The organism is Pseudomonas sp. NPDC090752, assembly GCF_055584805.1.
Genome location: NZ_JBVJLI010000001.1, coordinates 133,496 through 148,381, shown reverse-complemented (window position 1 = coordinate 148,381; position 14,886 = coordinate 133,496). Strand labels below are relative to the sequence as shown.

Here is a 14,886-nt window from a genome sequence, read left to right as displayed (position 1 = left end):
TGCGCAGGCGTCGGCTCGTTCATAGGGAAAGACGCCTGCAAGAGACCGCCCGCATGCCCAGCCCCGCCCGCATGACCCAAACGCTCCAGCAAAGCCTGCGCCGCCTGATTGGCGGGCGCACTTCAGCCGTCACCGGTTACCGCGTGTTCGACCTGGCGCTCAGCCACCGCATCAGCCTGAGCCCATCGCTCACGCGCCTGGTGTTCACCGGCCCCGACGTCGCCGAAATGAACACCCTGGCGCCCGACCAGCGGGTCAAGCTGTTTTTCCCCGCCGCCGACGGCTCATTGCCCCGCTTACCCATCGAACAGCACTGGAAAGCCGCGCACAACGCGCTGCCACCCGAGCAGCGCCCGCCCATGCGCACCTACACCATTCGCGCCCTGCGCCGTGAAACGCTGGAGGTGGATGTGGATTTCGTCCTGCACGGCGTGAACGGCCCGGCTTCGGCCTGGGCCACGCACGCCAAGGTCGGCGACTGCCTGCAGATGGTTGCGCCGAACCTGGCCTTTGCCGGCGACCCCGGGGGCTATGAATGGAAGCCGCCGCACGGCGTGCGCAATGTCCTGCTGGTGGGCGACGAAACGGCGCTACCGGCCATTGCCGGGATTCTCGAACAGTTGGCCGACCAGCAACCCACCTTGGCCGTAGAGGCGTTCATCGAAGTGCCGCTGCAAGCCGACTGCCTGCCCTTGCGCCACAGCGCCGCGACGCGCCTGCACTGGCTGCCCCGCGAGCTGCTGCATGGCGAGCATGGCCAGGCCATGCGCCATGCCGTGAGCGAACTGGCCACACTCGCCCAGGGTCGCAGCGCCGAGGTCAAGCTGGAGGACGTGGATATCGACACGCGCATTCTTTGGGAGCAGGCCAGCACGCGTGACAGCGCGTTCTATGCCTGGGTGGCGGGCGAGTCGGCCACGGTGATGGACATCCGCCGCTACCTGATCAAGGAGCGCGGTTTGCCGCGCGACTGCCTGACCCTGATGGGCTACTGGCGCGCCGGGCGGACGTTCGACTAATGGGCAGTGACCGGGGGCCGCCTTGCGATCCCCGGTACATTTAGACGGCTGCCGCCAGCGCCTCGGCAAAGCGCTGCGCGACTTCGTCGATCTGCTGGCCACTGATGATCAGCGGCGGCAGGAAGCGCACCACCGCACCATGGCGCCCGCCCAGCTCCAGGATCAGCCCGCGCTTGAGGCATTCACGCTGCACCTTGGGCGCCAGTTCACGGTTGGCCGGTGGATGGCCAAGTGCATCACGCGCGCCTTGCGGGTTTACCAGCTCGACGCCGAGCATCAGGCCACGACCGCGGACATCACCCAGTTGCGGATAGTCCTTCTGCAGCACCTGCAGATGCCCACCCAGGCGCTGGCCCATGGCTTCGGCATGCTCGGCCAGGCGGTGCTCGACCAGGTAGTTGATCACCGCAGAGCCTGCGGCCATGGCCATCTGGTTGCCGCGGAAGGTGCCGGCATGGGCGCCTGGCTTCCAGGTGTCGAGCCAATCACGGTAGACCACCACCGCCAACGGCAGGCTGCCGCCGATGGCCTTGGACAGGGTCACCACATCCGGCACGATACCGGCGTGCTCGAAGGCGAACATCCGCCCGGTGCGGGCGAAACCGCTCTGGATCTCATCGACGATCATCGCCACGCCGGCCTGCTCGGTGATGCGCCGCACGCCTTTGAGCCATTCGATATCGGCAGGCACCACCCCACCCTCGCCTTGCACCACTTCGAGGATCACTGCAGCGGGCAACGGCACGCCGCTTTCCGGGTCGAGCAGCAGGTTTTCCAGGTAATGCAGGTTGGCCTTGACCCCGGCTTCGCCACCCAGGCCGAACGGGCAACGGTAGTCGTAGGGGTATGGCATGAACTGCACGCCGTTGCCGAGCAAGGCCCCCAGCGGCTGCTTGGGCCCATGGCTGCCCATCAGGCTCAACGCGCCCTGGCTCATGCCATGGTAGGCGCCCTGGAAGGCCAGCACCGTGCTGCGGCCGGTGGCGCTGCGCACCAGCTTGAGTGCGGCCTCCACGGCGTCGGTGCCGGTCGGCCCGCAGAACTGCACCTTGGCCTCGCGGCGCAGCGCTTCGGGCAGGATGCCGAACAGGTCCTGGACGAAGCGGTCCTTGACCGGGGTGGTCAGGTCGAGGGTGTGCAGCGGTATTTCATCGGCCAGCACACGCTGGATCGCCTCGATCACCACCGGGTGGTTGTGGCCCAGGGCCAAGGTGCCAGCGCCGGCCAGGCAGTCGATGAACTGACGGCCTTCGACATCCTCGACATGAATGCCACGGGCGCGCTTGAGCGCCAGCGGGATGCGTCGCGGGTAGCTGCGGGCGTTGGATTCCTGTTGCTGCTGGCGTTGCAGCAAGGGTGAGTCAGTGAACTCGTACAGCGGCTGCGGCGCGCTGGCGGGCGGAACCTGGGCAAGGCTGGAAGCGGTGGACATGGGTAAATCCTCGCAAGCAAGCGAATGTGCGGGTAGTTATCGCTTGGAAAACGCTTGGCTGCGGGGAGGATTTAGCCGTTTTTGTGGGATTTTTCAGTCTTCTGATTAGGACTTTTCGCGAGATCTCCCGCGAAAAGGCCGAATCAGATCGATAAGGTCAAACGCCCGAGCGCGCTGGCACTTGCAGCAGCACCCGCAAACCATCGCTCTGGCTGTCGAAACGCAGACTGCCGGCACACCGCTGCACGATCGCCTGGACGATCGCCAGGCCCAGCCCGCAACCGCCGCTCTGGCCATGCCGCCAGAAGCGTTCGGTCAGGTGCTGCAGATCATCGTCGGCAATCCCCGGCCCATGGTCGCGCACCATGAAGCCCACTTGCCCATCGGCCATCTGCACCTCCAGCTCCACCTCGGTATCACCGCCATGGCGCAGGGCGTTGTCCAGCAGGTTGCGCAAGGCTGCCACGGCCAGGGGCGCGGGCATGCCCAGGTAGATGCGCGTGGCCTCCTCCGGCAGTCGCAGGACGATACGCCGGTTATCACCCCCACCGGCATCCTGCATCGCCTGGCGGGCAACCTGCTCGGCGCTGCATTGCACGCCGTCTTCGAACGACAGGCTGCCTTCCACCCGCGCCAGCATCAGCAGTTGCTCCAGGGTGCGGTGCATGCGGTCGGTGCCCTGCTCTGCGTGCTCCAGGGCCTGCTCGCGCACCGCGCCGTCGGTCATGCGGGCGACCTGCAGATGGGTCTTGATCGCAGTCAGCGGGCTGCGCAGTTCGTGGGCGGCGTCGTCGGTCAGGCGCCGCTCGCGCTCGATCGTCTGGGCGATGCGCAGGAACAGCTGGTTCTGGGTATCGAGCAACGGTTGCAGCTCGCTGGGCAAGCCTGCCACCTGCAGCGGCTCGACGCTGTCGGCTCGACGCCGGCGCAGGGCATCGCGCATGCGGTTGAGCGGTTCCAGGCCCTTGCCCAGGCCGATCCACACCAGCCCGAGGCTGCCGAGCAAGGCCATCAGCACCGGTGCCGAGGCAGCCAGCAGGATCGACTGGTTCAGTGCCTCCCGCTCCATGTGGCGATCGGCGGTGGTGATGCGCACATCGCCATGGTTGTAGGTAAAGGTGCGCCACGACGCGCCGTCGATGGTCTGGTCACGGAAGCCGCTGCGCTCATCGTCCATGGCGCCGTCGTGCTTGTGGTTGCTGGCGAGAATTTCGCCGCGCAGCGAACTCACCTGGCAGGCCATGCCATCGGGCACGCTGAACTGGTCGGCGGAAAAGTGCGCATCCTCGCCTTTGGCAGCCAGCGGCTGCGGCAGCTGGTCGATCAGCCCGGCGACCATGCGTGCCGAGGCCACCAGGCGCTGGTCGAGGGAGAACATCATCTGCTGGCGCAGGTCGCGCAGCATCCAGGCCGCGGCCAGCACCCAGATGATGATGAAGGCACTGCCGAGGATCAGGCTCAGGCGAACCCGCAGGCTCATGATGCCGCCTCCTCGGGCGCCTGCGCCGGGCCAAGGCGGTAGCCCAGGCCGCGCACGGTCTCGACGATGCTGTTGCCGAGCTTGCGGCGCAGGTGGTGGATATGCACGTTGAGGGCATTGCTTTCGACTTCGTCGCTGAAGCCGTACACGCAGTCCTTGAGCTGCTCGCTGGACAGCACCCGGCCGGGGTTCTGCAGCAGCGCCTGGAGCAACGCCTGCTCGCGCCGCGACAGGTCGACATGCACGCCAGCCAAGGTCGCATCGCAGCTGCTCGGGTCGTAGCGCAGCGGACCATGCTCGATCACGTTCACCGCCCGCCCGGCTACACGGCGCAACAGGGTATGCAGGCGCGCGGCCAGTTCGCGCAGGTCGAAGGGTTTGAGCAGGTAGTCATCGGCGCCGGCCTGCAGGCCATCCACCCGGTCGGTGACCGCATCGCGGGCGGTCAGCACCAGCACTGGCAGGTCGACGCCCTGCTGACGCAAGCGGCGCAACAGCTTGAGACCGTCTTCGTCGGGCAGGCCGAGGTCGAGGATCATCACGTCGAACTGCGCGGCCTGAAGCATCGCCCGGGCACTGGCGGCGTTGGCCACGCGGTCGACGGTCAGGCCCTGGGCGGTGAGGCCGGCGCAGATGCCGCTGGCGATCAGGTCGTCGTCCTCGCAGAGCAGAACGTGCATGGTGGGGCTCCCGGAGTGGTGTGGCTGGGATTGCACTATGGGGGGATTAAGGGGGGATTATGGGCTTTTTTTGGTTGTGGGGTGGTTTTCAGGTGTTTGTCTTGAGGGGTGTGGCGCCCTTGAGATCGAGCGCCGCCCGCGCGGCGCATCGCGGCTAAAGCCGCTCCCACGGTCTACCTTTGGCCAATTTTGTCAGTGATATCTCCGCCGTCAGCCTTGGTGCATGGCTTGATATCGAGTTGTACACACAAGGCGGACAGCGAAAATGTCATAGGCAGAACTGGCCGAAGGTAGACAGTGGGAGCGGCTTCAGCCGCGAAGCGCCGCGCGGGCGGCGCTCGATCTCAAGGGCGCCGAAGCAATCACGCCATGCACCCCAGAACCCACCACAATCCCCACCAATCACCGACGATAAAGACTTTTCCTACAACCTTCTCAGAAATGATTACGCTCGATCCATGATGTGATTTCCCCCTGCACTTACCTGTCAGGGAGACACACATGTTTCTGAACCACCTCGTGCCATCCTGGCACGAGACCGAATCACGCATCATCGATGAAATGGGCTATCAGACGAGGAAATTGAAGTGGATAGGATATTTTCCAGATTCATTGAAAATTTTGGCCCAGCGATCGACCGCCGAGAAGTACCCACCTCGACAATTGAACGATACAAAAACAAACTCCCACCCAAATTACTTGAGTATTGGTCAGAGCACGGGTGGGCTGGCTATGGGGAAGGAATTTTCTGGCTGGTAAATCCACAAGAATATGAAGCCGTGGTCTCATATTGGTTAGAAAACACCAAACTTAGCTCGTACGACACCTACCACTTAATTGCAAGAAGTGCCTTCGGAGACCTATACCTTTGGGGTGAAGCCACTGGCTTTTCGTTAAAGATCACAAGCGTTAGCTCTCAATTGGTATTCTACAAAAAGGAATTCACAAAAGAACAACTCAACGCAGAAATCCAAGGCTTCATACTTTCGAGGAAAGTCGATTCTAATGACTTCAACGATCTGTTCAAGCCTGCGCAAAAAAAACTCGGCAATCTCAAATATGTCGAGATGTACGGTTTTGTCCCCGCACTAATGCTTGATGGATCCGACTCGCTGGATCATCTCAAAAAAGTCAGCGCCGTCGAGCATTTAGTCTTTCTGGCACAGCTAACAGACCTTGAGCCCTACCCTTTCTCCGCCACACCGACGTAGGAGCGGATTCATCCGCGATGCGCCGCGCGGGCGGCGCTCTATCTCAAGGGCGCCAAAGCAATCGCGCCAAGAACCCAAGAACCCAAGAACCCAAGAAACCACCACAATCCCCACCAATCAGCGACGATAAAGACTTTTCCTACCGCCTTCTCAGAAATGATTACGCTCGATCCATGATGTGATTCCCCCTGCACAAACTTGTCAGGGAGACACACATGTTTCTGACCCACCTCGCGCCCTCATGGCACGAGATCGAATCACGCATCATCGACGAAATGGGCTATCAAGGAGGTGCCCATTTCGTCGATCAGTACAACCAACCGGTCGCCTCACTGGCGCTCAATATTCGCCGAATCCGGGCCGTCCAATCCGCTTTCAACCAAGCCGAATGGCAAGCCGCACAACTCTTGCGCCAACGCTTCGCCGACCTGGACATCGCCAGCATCCTCGACGAACTATTGGTTGTGGTCCGGCAGATGGCAATGATCGTCGTCGGCAGTGCCGTTACCGGCGGCGCCATCGGTGCCGGGATCGGTGCCTTTGGCGCAGGTGCCGGGGCTTTTCCCCTCGCCGGGGTCGGTGCCGCAATGGGCCTGAAGGTCAGCGGCTGGATCCTCGGCATACTCGGCCTGTCGTCCATCGCCGAGTTCTTCATCGAAGGCTTGCCGCGCATAGGCGGGTACTACCTGGACGGCATCCGCAGCGCCTGGGAAGGCACGCACGACGAAGGCTTGAGCCCGTTCGGCCGGGATGATCCGAATGCGATATCGCGGGCCGCGCATTCAATTGCCCTTGGCCATGTGGAAGTCGTGGTGCTGTTGCTGGGGGCCATTGTTTCGCACCTCACTCGGGGGCGCGGCGATGCCCGGATGCTGGCGCAGGAAATGGCGGCCAGCAACAAGGGGGCGCGGCTTGGGCAATGGATGCTCAAGCATGAAGAGGGGTTGAAGACGCGGCCGGACTTGCAGATGCCGGAGCGGCGCAGGGGAGCGGTTGATGATCCACAGCCCGCGCCGGCTAATCGGCCTGCGGGGAAAGACAAGGAGCCTTCGACAGGCAAGCCCGGTAGCATGCCGCTGCATACGGTGGCGTGCTTCAAGGCTGACAACTTGCCTGCCTCCAAGCATGGGGAGTTTGAGCGGCAACTGAAAGGGCAACAGGATGGATTGAACCGGCTAACCATTGCAGAATTTCTGGAAAACGTTGCTAACCCTGTGAAGCGTGACCCAAAGCTTGCAAAAAAAGCACGGCAAGACTTGCACATAGAACTAAAGGATAGAATTCACAAAGAATTATCGAAAACAATGGGACCGCGCGAAGCAAAAAGATTATCAGAAATACAAGCAAAGGAAACGATGTCAACGCTCGCAGCCCTGCATAATCCAGACTTAGCTGCAGGCGGACGGGACGCTATCTCGGACTTTGGCGACAGGCAGGTTAACTCGAGCATTGGACCTCAGTGGCGAAGTAGGATAGGCAAACTTAGGCAGTCCGCCGAAAAAATGGCGGCTACCGGTGGTCAATCAGGCCTTCTAAATGTAAAAACTACACAAGTGCTAGCACAGGCGGGAATTATCACATGGACGAAGCATTTTCAGTTTTTATTGAAACAGTCGGAGAGCCAACCTATAGACAGGAAGTGCCGACATCAACCATAGAGCATTACAGAGGAAGATTGCCGGCTCAACTTCTGCAATACTGGGCTGAGCATGGGTGGTGTGGCTACGGCAATGGAATGCTATGGACAGTGAACCCACAAGAATATGAGGGAGTGGTGGAGTCACTTCTTGAGAGCGCAAACTTACAGACGCACGACAAGTTTCACCTCACCGCTCGCGGAGCATTTGGAGACCTTTACCTTTTTGGTGAGAACACAGGGTTCTCATTAAAAATTGCAGCACACATTGGGCGATACATAGGAAACAGAGATAAAGTAACTCCGGCGGACATGGGCAGACTTGTGCAGAGCTTTTTTGCGAGTAGAGACTTAGGCTCGAATGATTTCGACAACATGTTTGAGCCTGCCACAAAGCGCCTCGGCGCGTTGGGACCGGATGAGATGTATGGCTTTGTTCCCGCCTTGGCGTTCGGCGGGTCCATTCGTTTAGAAAATCTAGAAAAACTCAAGACAATTGAGCATTTGTTCTTAATATCTCAGATTTGCACAATCGAACCCTACAGCTTCTCCGACTTTTAAACACATAAGGAACTAACCAATGAACGCAGTCTTCTCCATCTTCCTCGAAACCCTCGGCAACCCCATCGGCCACCAACCCGTCCCGCCTTCCGCCCTCGACCATTACAAGAACAAACTTCCCAACCAACTCCTCGACTACTGGAAAGAACACGGCTGGTGCGGCTACGGCGACGGTCTTTTCTGGCTGGTCAACCCGGGCGAATACGAAGCCGTAGTGGACGCCTGGGTGGGAGGTACCCCCCACGACAACTATCACCTCATCGCCCGCAGCGCGTTTGGCGAGTTGTACCTGTGGGGAGAAAACACCGGCACTATCCTGACCATTGCGGCCTACCACTCCCGATACTTCTTGAGTACTCCAAGCGCCAACAGCGAAGAACGCGACAGCAAAATCCAGAGCCTGCTCATGTGGGCCATGACGGAGAACATCGGCCTGGATCTTTTCGACGAGGCCCGAGAAACGTTGGGCGATTTGGAAGCTAACGAGATGTACGGCTTCGTGCCTGCCCTGGTGCTGGGAGGTTCTGCCACGCTGAAGGGTCTGCAGCGACTCGACGCCGAAGTGCATCTGATTCTGCTCTCGCAGATGGCTGAACTTCAGCCGTACGAACTCGACGAAGAGGAAGAAGAAAACGATTAGGCGCAACGAATGCGCTCAGCGATAAACCGCATCAGGCCGATCCACGTCCTGCAGCACGCCGGGGTCTTGCACTTCAAGCCTGTTGCAATACGCCAGATGGGCCTTCACCACAGAACGCGCCCCTTCATCACCCGTCAGGCGTGAAAGTGCCGGCCAGAAATCGCGCCCGAACAACACCGGATGCCCCTGCTGCCCGTCATGCCGTGGCACGACGATGGTGGATGCACCCGCAGCAGCAATCAGCTGGCTGAAGGTGGCCGGAGCGATCCACGGCATATCACCCAGCAATATCGCCACCGCCGATGCATCACTGTCGATCAGCGACGCAGCACCGGCTGCCAAACTGTGGCCCATGCCCAATGCAGCCTGCGGGCTGGCAATGACCCGGCAACCGGCAGGCAACCCAAGGTCATCCCCGCGCTCACCTTCGCGCAGCACTACCCGTACATCACTGAACACCGAGCAAGCCCGTTCGACGCTGTGCAGCAGCAAGCTGCGCCCATCGGCCAGCGTGGCGCGGCGTTTATCGCCACCGAAACGCACGCTGCTCCCCGCCGCCAATACCAGCGCAACGACGCTCACAACGCTGCCCGCTCAATGCCGTTACGCATGCGCAGGATATCGGCCAGCACTGCTAAAGCGATCTCAGCCGGAGTCTTGCTGCCCAGGTTCAGGCCGATAGGCGCATGAATGCGCGTCAGCTCGTCGCTGTTCAGGCCGCCAATGCGCTGCAGCCGCTCGCGACGCTTGTCGGAGGTGGCTTTGGAGCCCATCACGCCAATGTAGAACGCCTCGGTACGCACTGCTTCAAGCATGGCCAGGTCATCGATTTTCGGGTCGTGGGTCAATGCAACCACTGCTGTGTCGGCATGGCAACCCCCGTTGGCGATGAATTCCGACGGCAGTTCGCGGCGCACCTCGACACCCTCCAGCACCACACCTTCGAGCACCTCGTCACGCGGGTCGCAGAGGATGACTTCAAAGCCCATCCCCTTACCGAACTCGGCGCAAAAATGCGCGACGCTGGAGTAACCCGCCAACAGCAGGCGCTGGGCGGCGCCGACCCGCAGGCACACGCGGCTGCTTTCACGTTCCACACGCGGGCCTTGGGTTACATCATTGGTGAGCTGACGAACGCCCTGCGGCAGGCTCACTTCGCGCACCAGCCGACGCTGCCCCTGCAGGGCACTTTGCAGGGCCCGCAGGTGCCCCTGCACCTCGCAATCGGCCGGGAGGTTTTCCACCAGTACGTCGAGCACGCCGCCACAGGGCAGGCGAATGCTCGAACGTCGGTCGCTGCCATCGCCGTAACGCACGATCGCCAGCGGCTCGGGAAACTCGCCCAGTGCTACACGTTCGAGAAAGTCGTCCTCGACGCAGCCGCCCGACAACGAACCCACCCATTGCCCGCCGTCATTGACCGCCAGCAACGAGCCCGGCGCGCGAGGCGCCGAGCCGTAGGTGGCAAGCACCGTGCACAACCACACCCGCTGGCCGCAGCACGACCACTGCAACGCCTGGCGCACGACCTGCAGATCAAGATGTTGCACGCATCACTCTGCCTTCAGCTCGGCGAGCTGCTGCACACTCAGGTCACCGGGCAATCCACCCCAGGCCTGACGCAGGTAGTTGACCATATCCGTAACCTGGTCATCGTTAAGCTTGTCAGCGAAGCCCGGCATCGGCTGCATGCGTTCGAAGCCGGTGAACTGCTGCTCACGGATGCCGTCGACGATGGCCTTGACCAGGTTGCGCGAGTCTTCCTGGCGCAGCACCGTGTTGCCCTGCATGGCCACGGCGATATGCGGCTTGCCCTCGCCGTCGACGCCGTGGCAACCGGCGCAGACGTTGAGGTACTGCTGGCGGCCGCGCTTGGCGCTGTCGGTGAGCTGGTCCAGCGGCACCGCCTTGATGACCTTGGCCGCTGGCGGCTGGTCGCCGAGCAGGTAGGTGGCCATCGCCGACAGGTCGGCGTCTTCCAGGTGCTGGGTGCTGTGGTGCACCACCGGGAACATCTCGTTGAACATGCTGCCCTGGGCACTGATGCCGTGCTTCAGGAAAGTAGTCAGGTCGGGCTGGGTCCAGCCGCGCTCAGCCAGGTCCTGGGCCAACAGGCTAGGCGCCAGGTAGCCGTTGAGCAGGCCGCCGGTCAGGCGCTGGTGCTGCTGCAACGCGCCGATCGGGTTACGCGGGGTGTGGCATTCGCCGCAGTGGCCCATGACCTCGACCATGTACTGGCCGCGCTGCCACGCCGGGCTCTTGCCCTCGGTGGGCTGCAGCTGCACGCTCTTTCCGTACAGCATGTTCCAGCCGGCCAGGCCCATGCGCACGTTGAACGGGAAGCTCAGCTTGGTTTCCGGGGCCGGACGGTTGATCGGCGGCACGGTCATCAGGTAAGCCAGAATCGCGTCCGAGTCTTGCCGGCTGATCAGGTGGTACGAGGTGTAGGGCATGGCCGGGTAGAGGTTGGCGCCATCCTTGCGCTTGCCTTCGGTGACGGCGGCGAAGAACTCGTCGGCCGAGTAGTTGCCGATGCCGTATTGCTTGTCCGGGGTGATGTTGCTGCCATAGATGGTGCCGAACGGCGAATGGATCGGCAGGCCGCCCGCATAGGGCGCGCCACCTTCAGCGGTGTGGCAGGCCATGCAGTCGGCGGCACGGGCGAGGTATTCGCCGCGCTTGATCTGTGCCGGGTCATCCGCCTGGGCAGCCATCGACACGGCGAGGCCAAGCGCCAGCGCCAGGCTGGAACGTACGAACGCCATGTTCAACCCTCCTTGACCAGGCCGAGGTCGTTGAGGACCGTGCGGGTGGCGTCGTAGTAACGCACATAGCCGGTGCAACGGCAGATGTGGTGCCCAAGGCTTTCTTCGATGCGGTCTTCCAGCTCGCTTTTCTTCACCGGCTGGCGCTGGGCGTTTTCCACCAGCACGGTCGCCGCGTTGACGAAGCCCGGTGCGCAGTAGCTGCACTGGAAGGCGAACAGGTCGACGAACTTCTGCTGGATCGGGTTCAGCGTGACGTTGCCGGCCTCGTCCTGCTTGGCATGGCTCTCGACGGTGCGGACTTGCTTGCCTTCGAAGTAATGGGCGCCGGTGATGCAGGTGCGCACTTCCTCGCAGGTGCCGTCGGGGTTGTCGACGATCACCACGCAGGCGTGGCAGATGCCCTGGCCGCAGCCCAGGCGCGAGCCCGTGAGGTTCTGGTGTTCGTGCAGGTAGTCGATCATCGCCAGGTCATCGGGGACCTCGACCGGACCGACAGGTTGACCGTTGAGGGTCAGTTGAAGCGGACGGTTAGCCATTGAGGGCCTCCTTGATGCGGGCTGGAGTAATCGGAAGGTCACGCACACGCTTGCCGATGGCATGGGCCACAGCGTTGCCGATGGCACCGACCACCGGGATCATCACCACCTCGGCGATGCCCTTGGACGGGTCGGTCGGCGACAGCGGCGGGAGGATCTCGGAAGTCTGTTTCCACACCGCCACGTCCTTGGCGTACGGCAGGCGATAGCGGTTGAAATTCCAGTCGCCCTCCCCCGGGCCGCCTTCGTGCAGTGGCATCTCTTCGGTCAGCGCGTGACCGATACCCATGGCGATGCCGCCTTCGAGCTGGCCCTTGACCAGTTCCGGCACCAGCACGCGGCCGCATTCGACCCAGCTGTGGTGGTTGAGGACCTGAACTTCGCGGGTGCCCTTGTTGACCTTCACTTCGACGATGGTCGCCACCGGGCTGTAGTAGGTCACCATGGCGTTGTTCAGCTGGGTGGCCGGGTAAGCCGCGTTCTGCCGGTCGAGCAGGTGGAAACCGTTGCTGGTCATCTGCGCTTTCTTGGCGTTCGGCGCACCGTCGCCATACTTCACAGCTACCGCATCGAGCGGGAAGCGCTCGCGCACGCCGTCGATGACGAAATCGGCTTCGGCCCAGCTCCAACGGTTGAAACCGTGCACGCTGACGCCGGTGACCAGGCCCATTTCATGGGCTTTCTTGGCAAGCTCGGCGAACGGGATCGGTGCCAGGCCGTTGCCGGTCAGCTCACCATTGACCCACACCGCGTTCTCGCGGCGCACCACCAGCGGGTTGGCCTGGCCGCCGAACGGGCCTTGGCGCCACAGCGACAGGGCGGCGGGCCACAAGCCGTGGTTGAACAGCACGCGCGCCGCTTCACGGGTGGCGTGGCTGAAATAGAAGGCCGAGTTGGTCGCCGACGATGGCGACGCCAGCTTGCCGACCCAGCGCGGGTCGCGCAAGGCAGCGTCCTGCTCGGCCTGGCTGATCAGGTAGGGATTGCCGCTGGTGGTCAGTTGCAGTTCCGGCCACTCGGTGGCGGCGGTTTTCACCTCATCGGCCGAGCGGCCGAGGAAGTCGCTGACCACCAGGGCCTGGGAGGTGGACATGCCGGTGCCCAGCTCGGTACCGATATGGCGCAGGCTGATGCGGCCATCGGCGGTGAACTCGACGGCGGCCATCGGCGCTTCGGAACCGGTGCCGAAGTCCTTCTGACAGATGGCGAAACCGACGCCGTACCAGTGGTCCTTGTCCTTGGCGTCCATCTCGCGCTTGCGTGCGTCACGGTTGCGCCACCAGTCGTGGGCGGCGGCCTTGTCGAGGATCTCGTGCAGGCGCAGGGCACCGGCCGGGACCGCGCCCTGGGTGTTCTTCATACCCGATTTGAGCGCGTTGGCACGGCGCAGGTCGATGGCATCGACGCCCAGTCGCCCGGCCACTTCGTCGACCATCATTTCGGTGGCGGCCATGGTCTGCAGGGTGCCGTAGCCACGCATGGAGCCAGCCTCGACGCCACGCGAGTGGTAGGCAGTCACGGACAGGTCGTTCTGCGGCATGTAGTAGATCGACTGCGCCGCCGTGGCGCCAACTGCGGCCACGGATGGGCTGTAGTTGATGCGGCCACCGCCGTCGCAGCTCATGTCGGCGCGGAAGATCTTGAAGCTGTTGTCCTTCTTGTCCACGGCCAGTTGGTAGCGGATGTCGAAGGCATGGCGCTTGATGCCGCTCTGGAACTGCTCGTAGCGGTCGTTGGCCAGGCGGATCGGCACACCGGCGCCATACAACGCAGCGACCGCAGCGTAGAAGACGAAGATGTTGTTGTCCTTGGAACCATAGCCCACGGTGTAGCCCGGGTGCATGTTGAGGTTTTTCAGGGCGAAGCGCGACGGCTTGATCATGTGCACGCATTCTTGCGCCACTTCGAACGGGCACTGGGTGGCCACGACGAAATGCAGCGTGCCGGTGGCGGCGTCGTACCAGCCGTTGCCGTTGTCCGGCTCCAGCGCGGCCGGCTCGATGGACGGGGTTTTGTAGCGTTCGTCGAACACCAGCCAGTCTTCGGGCGGGCTGTCCAACTGCTCGCTAATGCGCTTGGCGTAGAAAAGGCCCTGTTCGGTCAGATCGCCATGCTGGTTGGGCTGCTTGGACCACACCGGTTTGCGGTTGAGGATGGTCGGGAACAGCATGGTGTTTTTCAGGCTGGAGAACTCGTCCTCGTCGAACGGCGTGGCACCGCCCACGCGCACGAAACGGAAGCTGCCGTACGGGTCACGCTGGTACAGCGGAGCCTGGGCGCCGTAGCGGATTGCCTTATCGTTGAACTGCAGCTTGCGTTTGGCCTGGCGGAAACGCTCGAAATCGTTCCAGATCAGGATCGCCACCGGGTGGCCGATGAACATCGGTACCTTGCCGGGGGGCAGCAGCGGGTCGGGCGAATGGGCTTCGGGCCAGGCGATGCCGTCCTGTTCCAGGTCGGCGGAGGTGACGATGCGGTCCGGTTGCAGCTCGGCGCCCAGCAAGCCGAGGTCGAAGCCAGCATAGATACGGTCCGCCTTGGTGGTCTTGAGCAGCATGGCGTGGCCTTGCTGGGTGGGCCAGCCGGGCATGTCTTTGGCGCGGATGTCGCGGGCGAAGACTTTGTTGCCGCACACCTTGGACAGCGCATCGTTACGGAAACGCGCCTTGCCGTCGTGGTTCATCCACTTCTGCGGCGAGGTGGTGACGCGGTCCTCCATCAGCGCGGCGAACGCCTGGCTGCCGAGCGGCGCCATCGTCACGCCGACACCGGCGATCAGGCCACCTTGCAGGAAGGAGCGCCGGGAAATATCACGGTTGGACATGCTTGATCCTCTGGGCAGAGCGGTGTCTGCCCATCTTTTGATTCTTGTGTCGGAGTACTCGGAAGGGGCCAGCCCGCGGGGAGCAGCATGAAGCTGACC

Annotated in this window: 12 protein-coding genes and 1 pseudogene; 5 read left to right on the top strand and 8 right to left on the bottom strand. The window is 62.5% G+C overall.

Going from position 1 to position 14,886, the window contains the following annotated elements:
* Window positions 1-53 precede the first annotated feature (53 nt).
* A complete protein-coding gene (locus tag ACZ6YA_RS00665) occupies window positions 54-1,019 on the top strand; it encodes a siderophore-interacting protein (RefSeq protein WP_465894794.1) in 966 nt (321 codons plus the stop codon).
* 40 nt (window positions 1,020-1,059) lie between these two features.
* Here the strand turns inward: ACZ6YA_RS00665 and ACZ6YA_RS00660 are convergent, their stop codons facing one another.
* From ACZ6YA_RS00660 to ACZ6YA_RS00650, 3 genes are all read right to left on the bottom strand, one after another.
* On the bottom strand, window positions 1,060-2,451 hold the full coding sequence (locus ACZ6YA_RS00660) for a diaminobutyrate--2-oxoglutarate transaminase (RefSeq protein WP_465894792.1): 1,392 nt from the start codon (window positions 2,449-2,451) through the stop codon (window positions 1,060-1,062).
* A 157-nt stretch (window positions 2,452-2,608) separates the two neighbouring features.
* Window positions 2,609-3,931 carry an ATP-binding protein gene (locus tag ACZ6YA_RS00655; protein ID WP_465894790.1) on the bottom strand — a complete coding sequence of 441 codons (1,323 nt, stop codon included), beginning with the start codon at window positions 3,929-3,931 and terminating at the stop codon, window positions 2,609-2,611.
* Entirely contained in the window at window positions 3,928-4,611 is a 684-nt protein-coding gene (locus ACZ6YA_RS00650) for a response regulator (RefSeq protein ID WP_400803529.1), read from the bottom strand. Before ACZ6YA_RS00650 ends, ACZ6YA_RS00655 begins: the two co-directional genes overlap by 4 nt.
* A 587-nt stretch (window positions 4,612-5,198) precedes the next feature.
* On the opposite strand from ACZ6YA_RS00650, the gene ACZ6YA_RS00645 reads away from it, so the two are divergent.
* The 4 genes and pseudogenes from ACZ6YA_RS00645 (at window position 5,199) to ACZ6YA_RS00630 (ending at window position 8,659) form a co-directional block, all read left to right on the top strand.
* The gene (locus ACZ6YA_RS00645; RefSeq protein WP_465894788.1) at window positions 5,199-5,822 is read left to right on the top strand and encodes a GAD-like domain-containing protein; all 624 of its coding nucleotides are present in this window, start codon (window positions 5,199-5,201) and stop codon (window positions 5,820-5,822) included.
* Between the two features lie 215 nt (window positions 5,823-6,037).
* A pseudogene (locus ACZ6YA_RS00640) lies at window positions 6,038-7,382 on the top strand (DUF6861 domain-containing protein).
* Window positions 7,383-7,401: 19 nt separating this feature from the next.
* On the top strand, window positions 7,402-8,019 hold the full coding sequence (locus ACZ6YA_RS00635) for a GAD-like domain-containing protein (RefSeq protein WP_465894787.1): 618 nt from the start codon (window positions 7,402-7,404) through the stop codon (window positions 8,017-8,019).
* Window positions 8,020-8,038: 19 nt separating this feature from the next.
* A complete protein-coding gene (locus ACZ6YA_RS00630; protein ID WP_465894784.1) occupies window positions 8,039-8,659 on the top strand; it encodes a GAD-like domain-containing protein in 621 nt (206 codons plus the stop codon).
* Window positions 8,660-8,674: 15 nt separating this feature from the next.
* Here ACZ6YA_RS00630 and ACZ6YA_RS00625 read toward each other — a convergent pair whose 3' ends face one another.
* From ACZ6YA_RS00625 to ACZ6YA_RS00605, 5 genes are read right to left on the bottom strand one after another with little or no spacing between them, the layout of a single operon-like run.
* Window positions 8,675-9,241: a nucleotidyltransferase family protein gene (locus ACZ6YA_RS00625; RefSeq protein ID WP_465894782.1), complete on the bottom strand. Its 567-nt coding sequence runs from the start codon at window positions 9,239-9,241 to the stop codon at window positions 8,675-8,677.
* Window positions 9,238-10,209 (bottom strand): XdhC family protein, encoded by a 972-nt coding sequence (locus ACZ6YA_RS00620; RefSeq protein ID WP_465894779.1) that lies wholly within the window; start codon window positions 10,207-10,209, stop codon window positions 9,238-9,240. Before ACZ6YA_RS00620 ends, ACZ6YA_RS00625 begins: the two co-directional genes overlap by 4 nt.
* A gap of 3 nt (window positions 10,210-10,212) precedes the next feature.
* Window positions 10,213-11,424, bottom strand: a complete 1,212-nt coding sequence (locus ACZ6YA_RS00615; RefSeq protein ID WP_465894777.1) for a cytochrome c — start codon at window positions 11,422-11,424, stop codon at window positions 10,213-10,215.
* Window positions 11,425-11,426: 2 nt separating this feature from the next.
* Window positions 11,427-11,963 carry a (2Fe-2S)-binding protein gene (locus tag ACZ6YA_RS00610; protein WP_400803540.1) on the bottom strand — a complete coding sequence of 179 codons (537 nt, stop codon included), beginning with the start codon at window positions 11,961-11,963 and terminating at the stop codon, window positions 11,427-11,429.
* Window positions 11,956-14,787, bottom strand: coding sequence for a xanthine dehydrogenase family protein molybdopterin-binding subunit (locus ACZ6YA_RS00605; RefSeq protein ID WP_465894774.1), 2,832 nt, complete (start codon window positions 14,785-14,787; stop codon window positions 11,956-11,958). Before ACZ6YA_RS00605 ends, ACZ6YA_RS00610 begins: the two co-directional genes overlap by 8 nt.
* Between the last annotated feature and the right edge of the window lie 99 nt (window positions 14,788-14,886).

What these genes read in the sequence shown, in the direction of transcription:
- ACZ6YA_RS00665 (WP_465894794.1), top strand. Translation starts at nt 54, where the DNA reads ATGCCCAGCCCCGCCCGCATGACCCAAACGCTCCAGCAAAGCCTGCGC.
- ACZ6YA_RS00660 (WP_465894792.1), bottom strand. Translation starts at nt 2,451, where the DNA reads ATGTCCACCGCTTCCAGCCTTGCCCAGGTTCCGCCCGCCAGCGCGCCG.
- ACZ6YA_RS00655 (WP_465894790.1), bottom strand. Translation starts at nt 3,931, where the DNA reads ATGAGCCTGCGGGTTCGCCTGAGCCTGATCCTCGGCAGTGCCTTCATC.
- ACZ6YA_RS00650 (WP_400803529.1), bottom strand. Translation starts at nt 4,611, where the DNA reads ATGCACGTTCTGCTCTGCGAGGACGACGACCTGATCGCCAGCGGCATC.
- ACZ6YA_RS00635 (WP_465894787.1), top strand. Translation starts at nt 7,402, where the DNA reads ATGGACGAAGCATTTTCAGTTTTTATTGAAACAGTCGGAGAGCCAACC.
- ACZ6YA_RS00630 (WP_465894784.1), top strand. Translation starts at nt 8,039, where the DNA reads ATGAACGCAGTCTTCTCCATCTTCCTCGAAACCCTCGGCAACCCCATC.
- ACZ6YA_RS00615 (WP_465894777.1), bottom strand. Translation starts at nt 11,424, where the DNA reads ATGGCGTTCGTACGTTCCAGCCTGGCGCTGGCGCTTGGCCTCGCCGTG.
- ACZ6YA_RS00610 (WP_400803540.1), bottom strand. Translation starts at nt 11,963, where the DNA reads ATGGCTAACCGTCCGCTTCAACTGACCCTCAACGGTCAACCTGTCGGT.
- ACZ6YA_RS00605 (WP_465894774.1), bottom strand. Translation starts at nt 14,787, where the DNA reads ATGTCCAACCGTGATATTTCCCGGCGCTCCTTCCTGCAAGGTGGCCTG.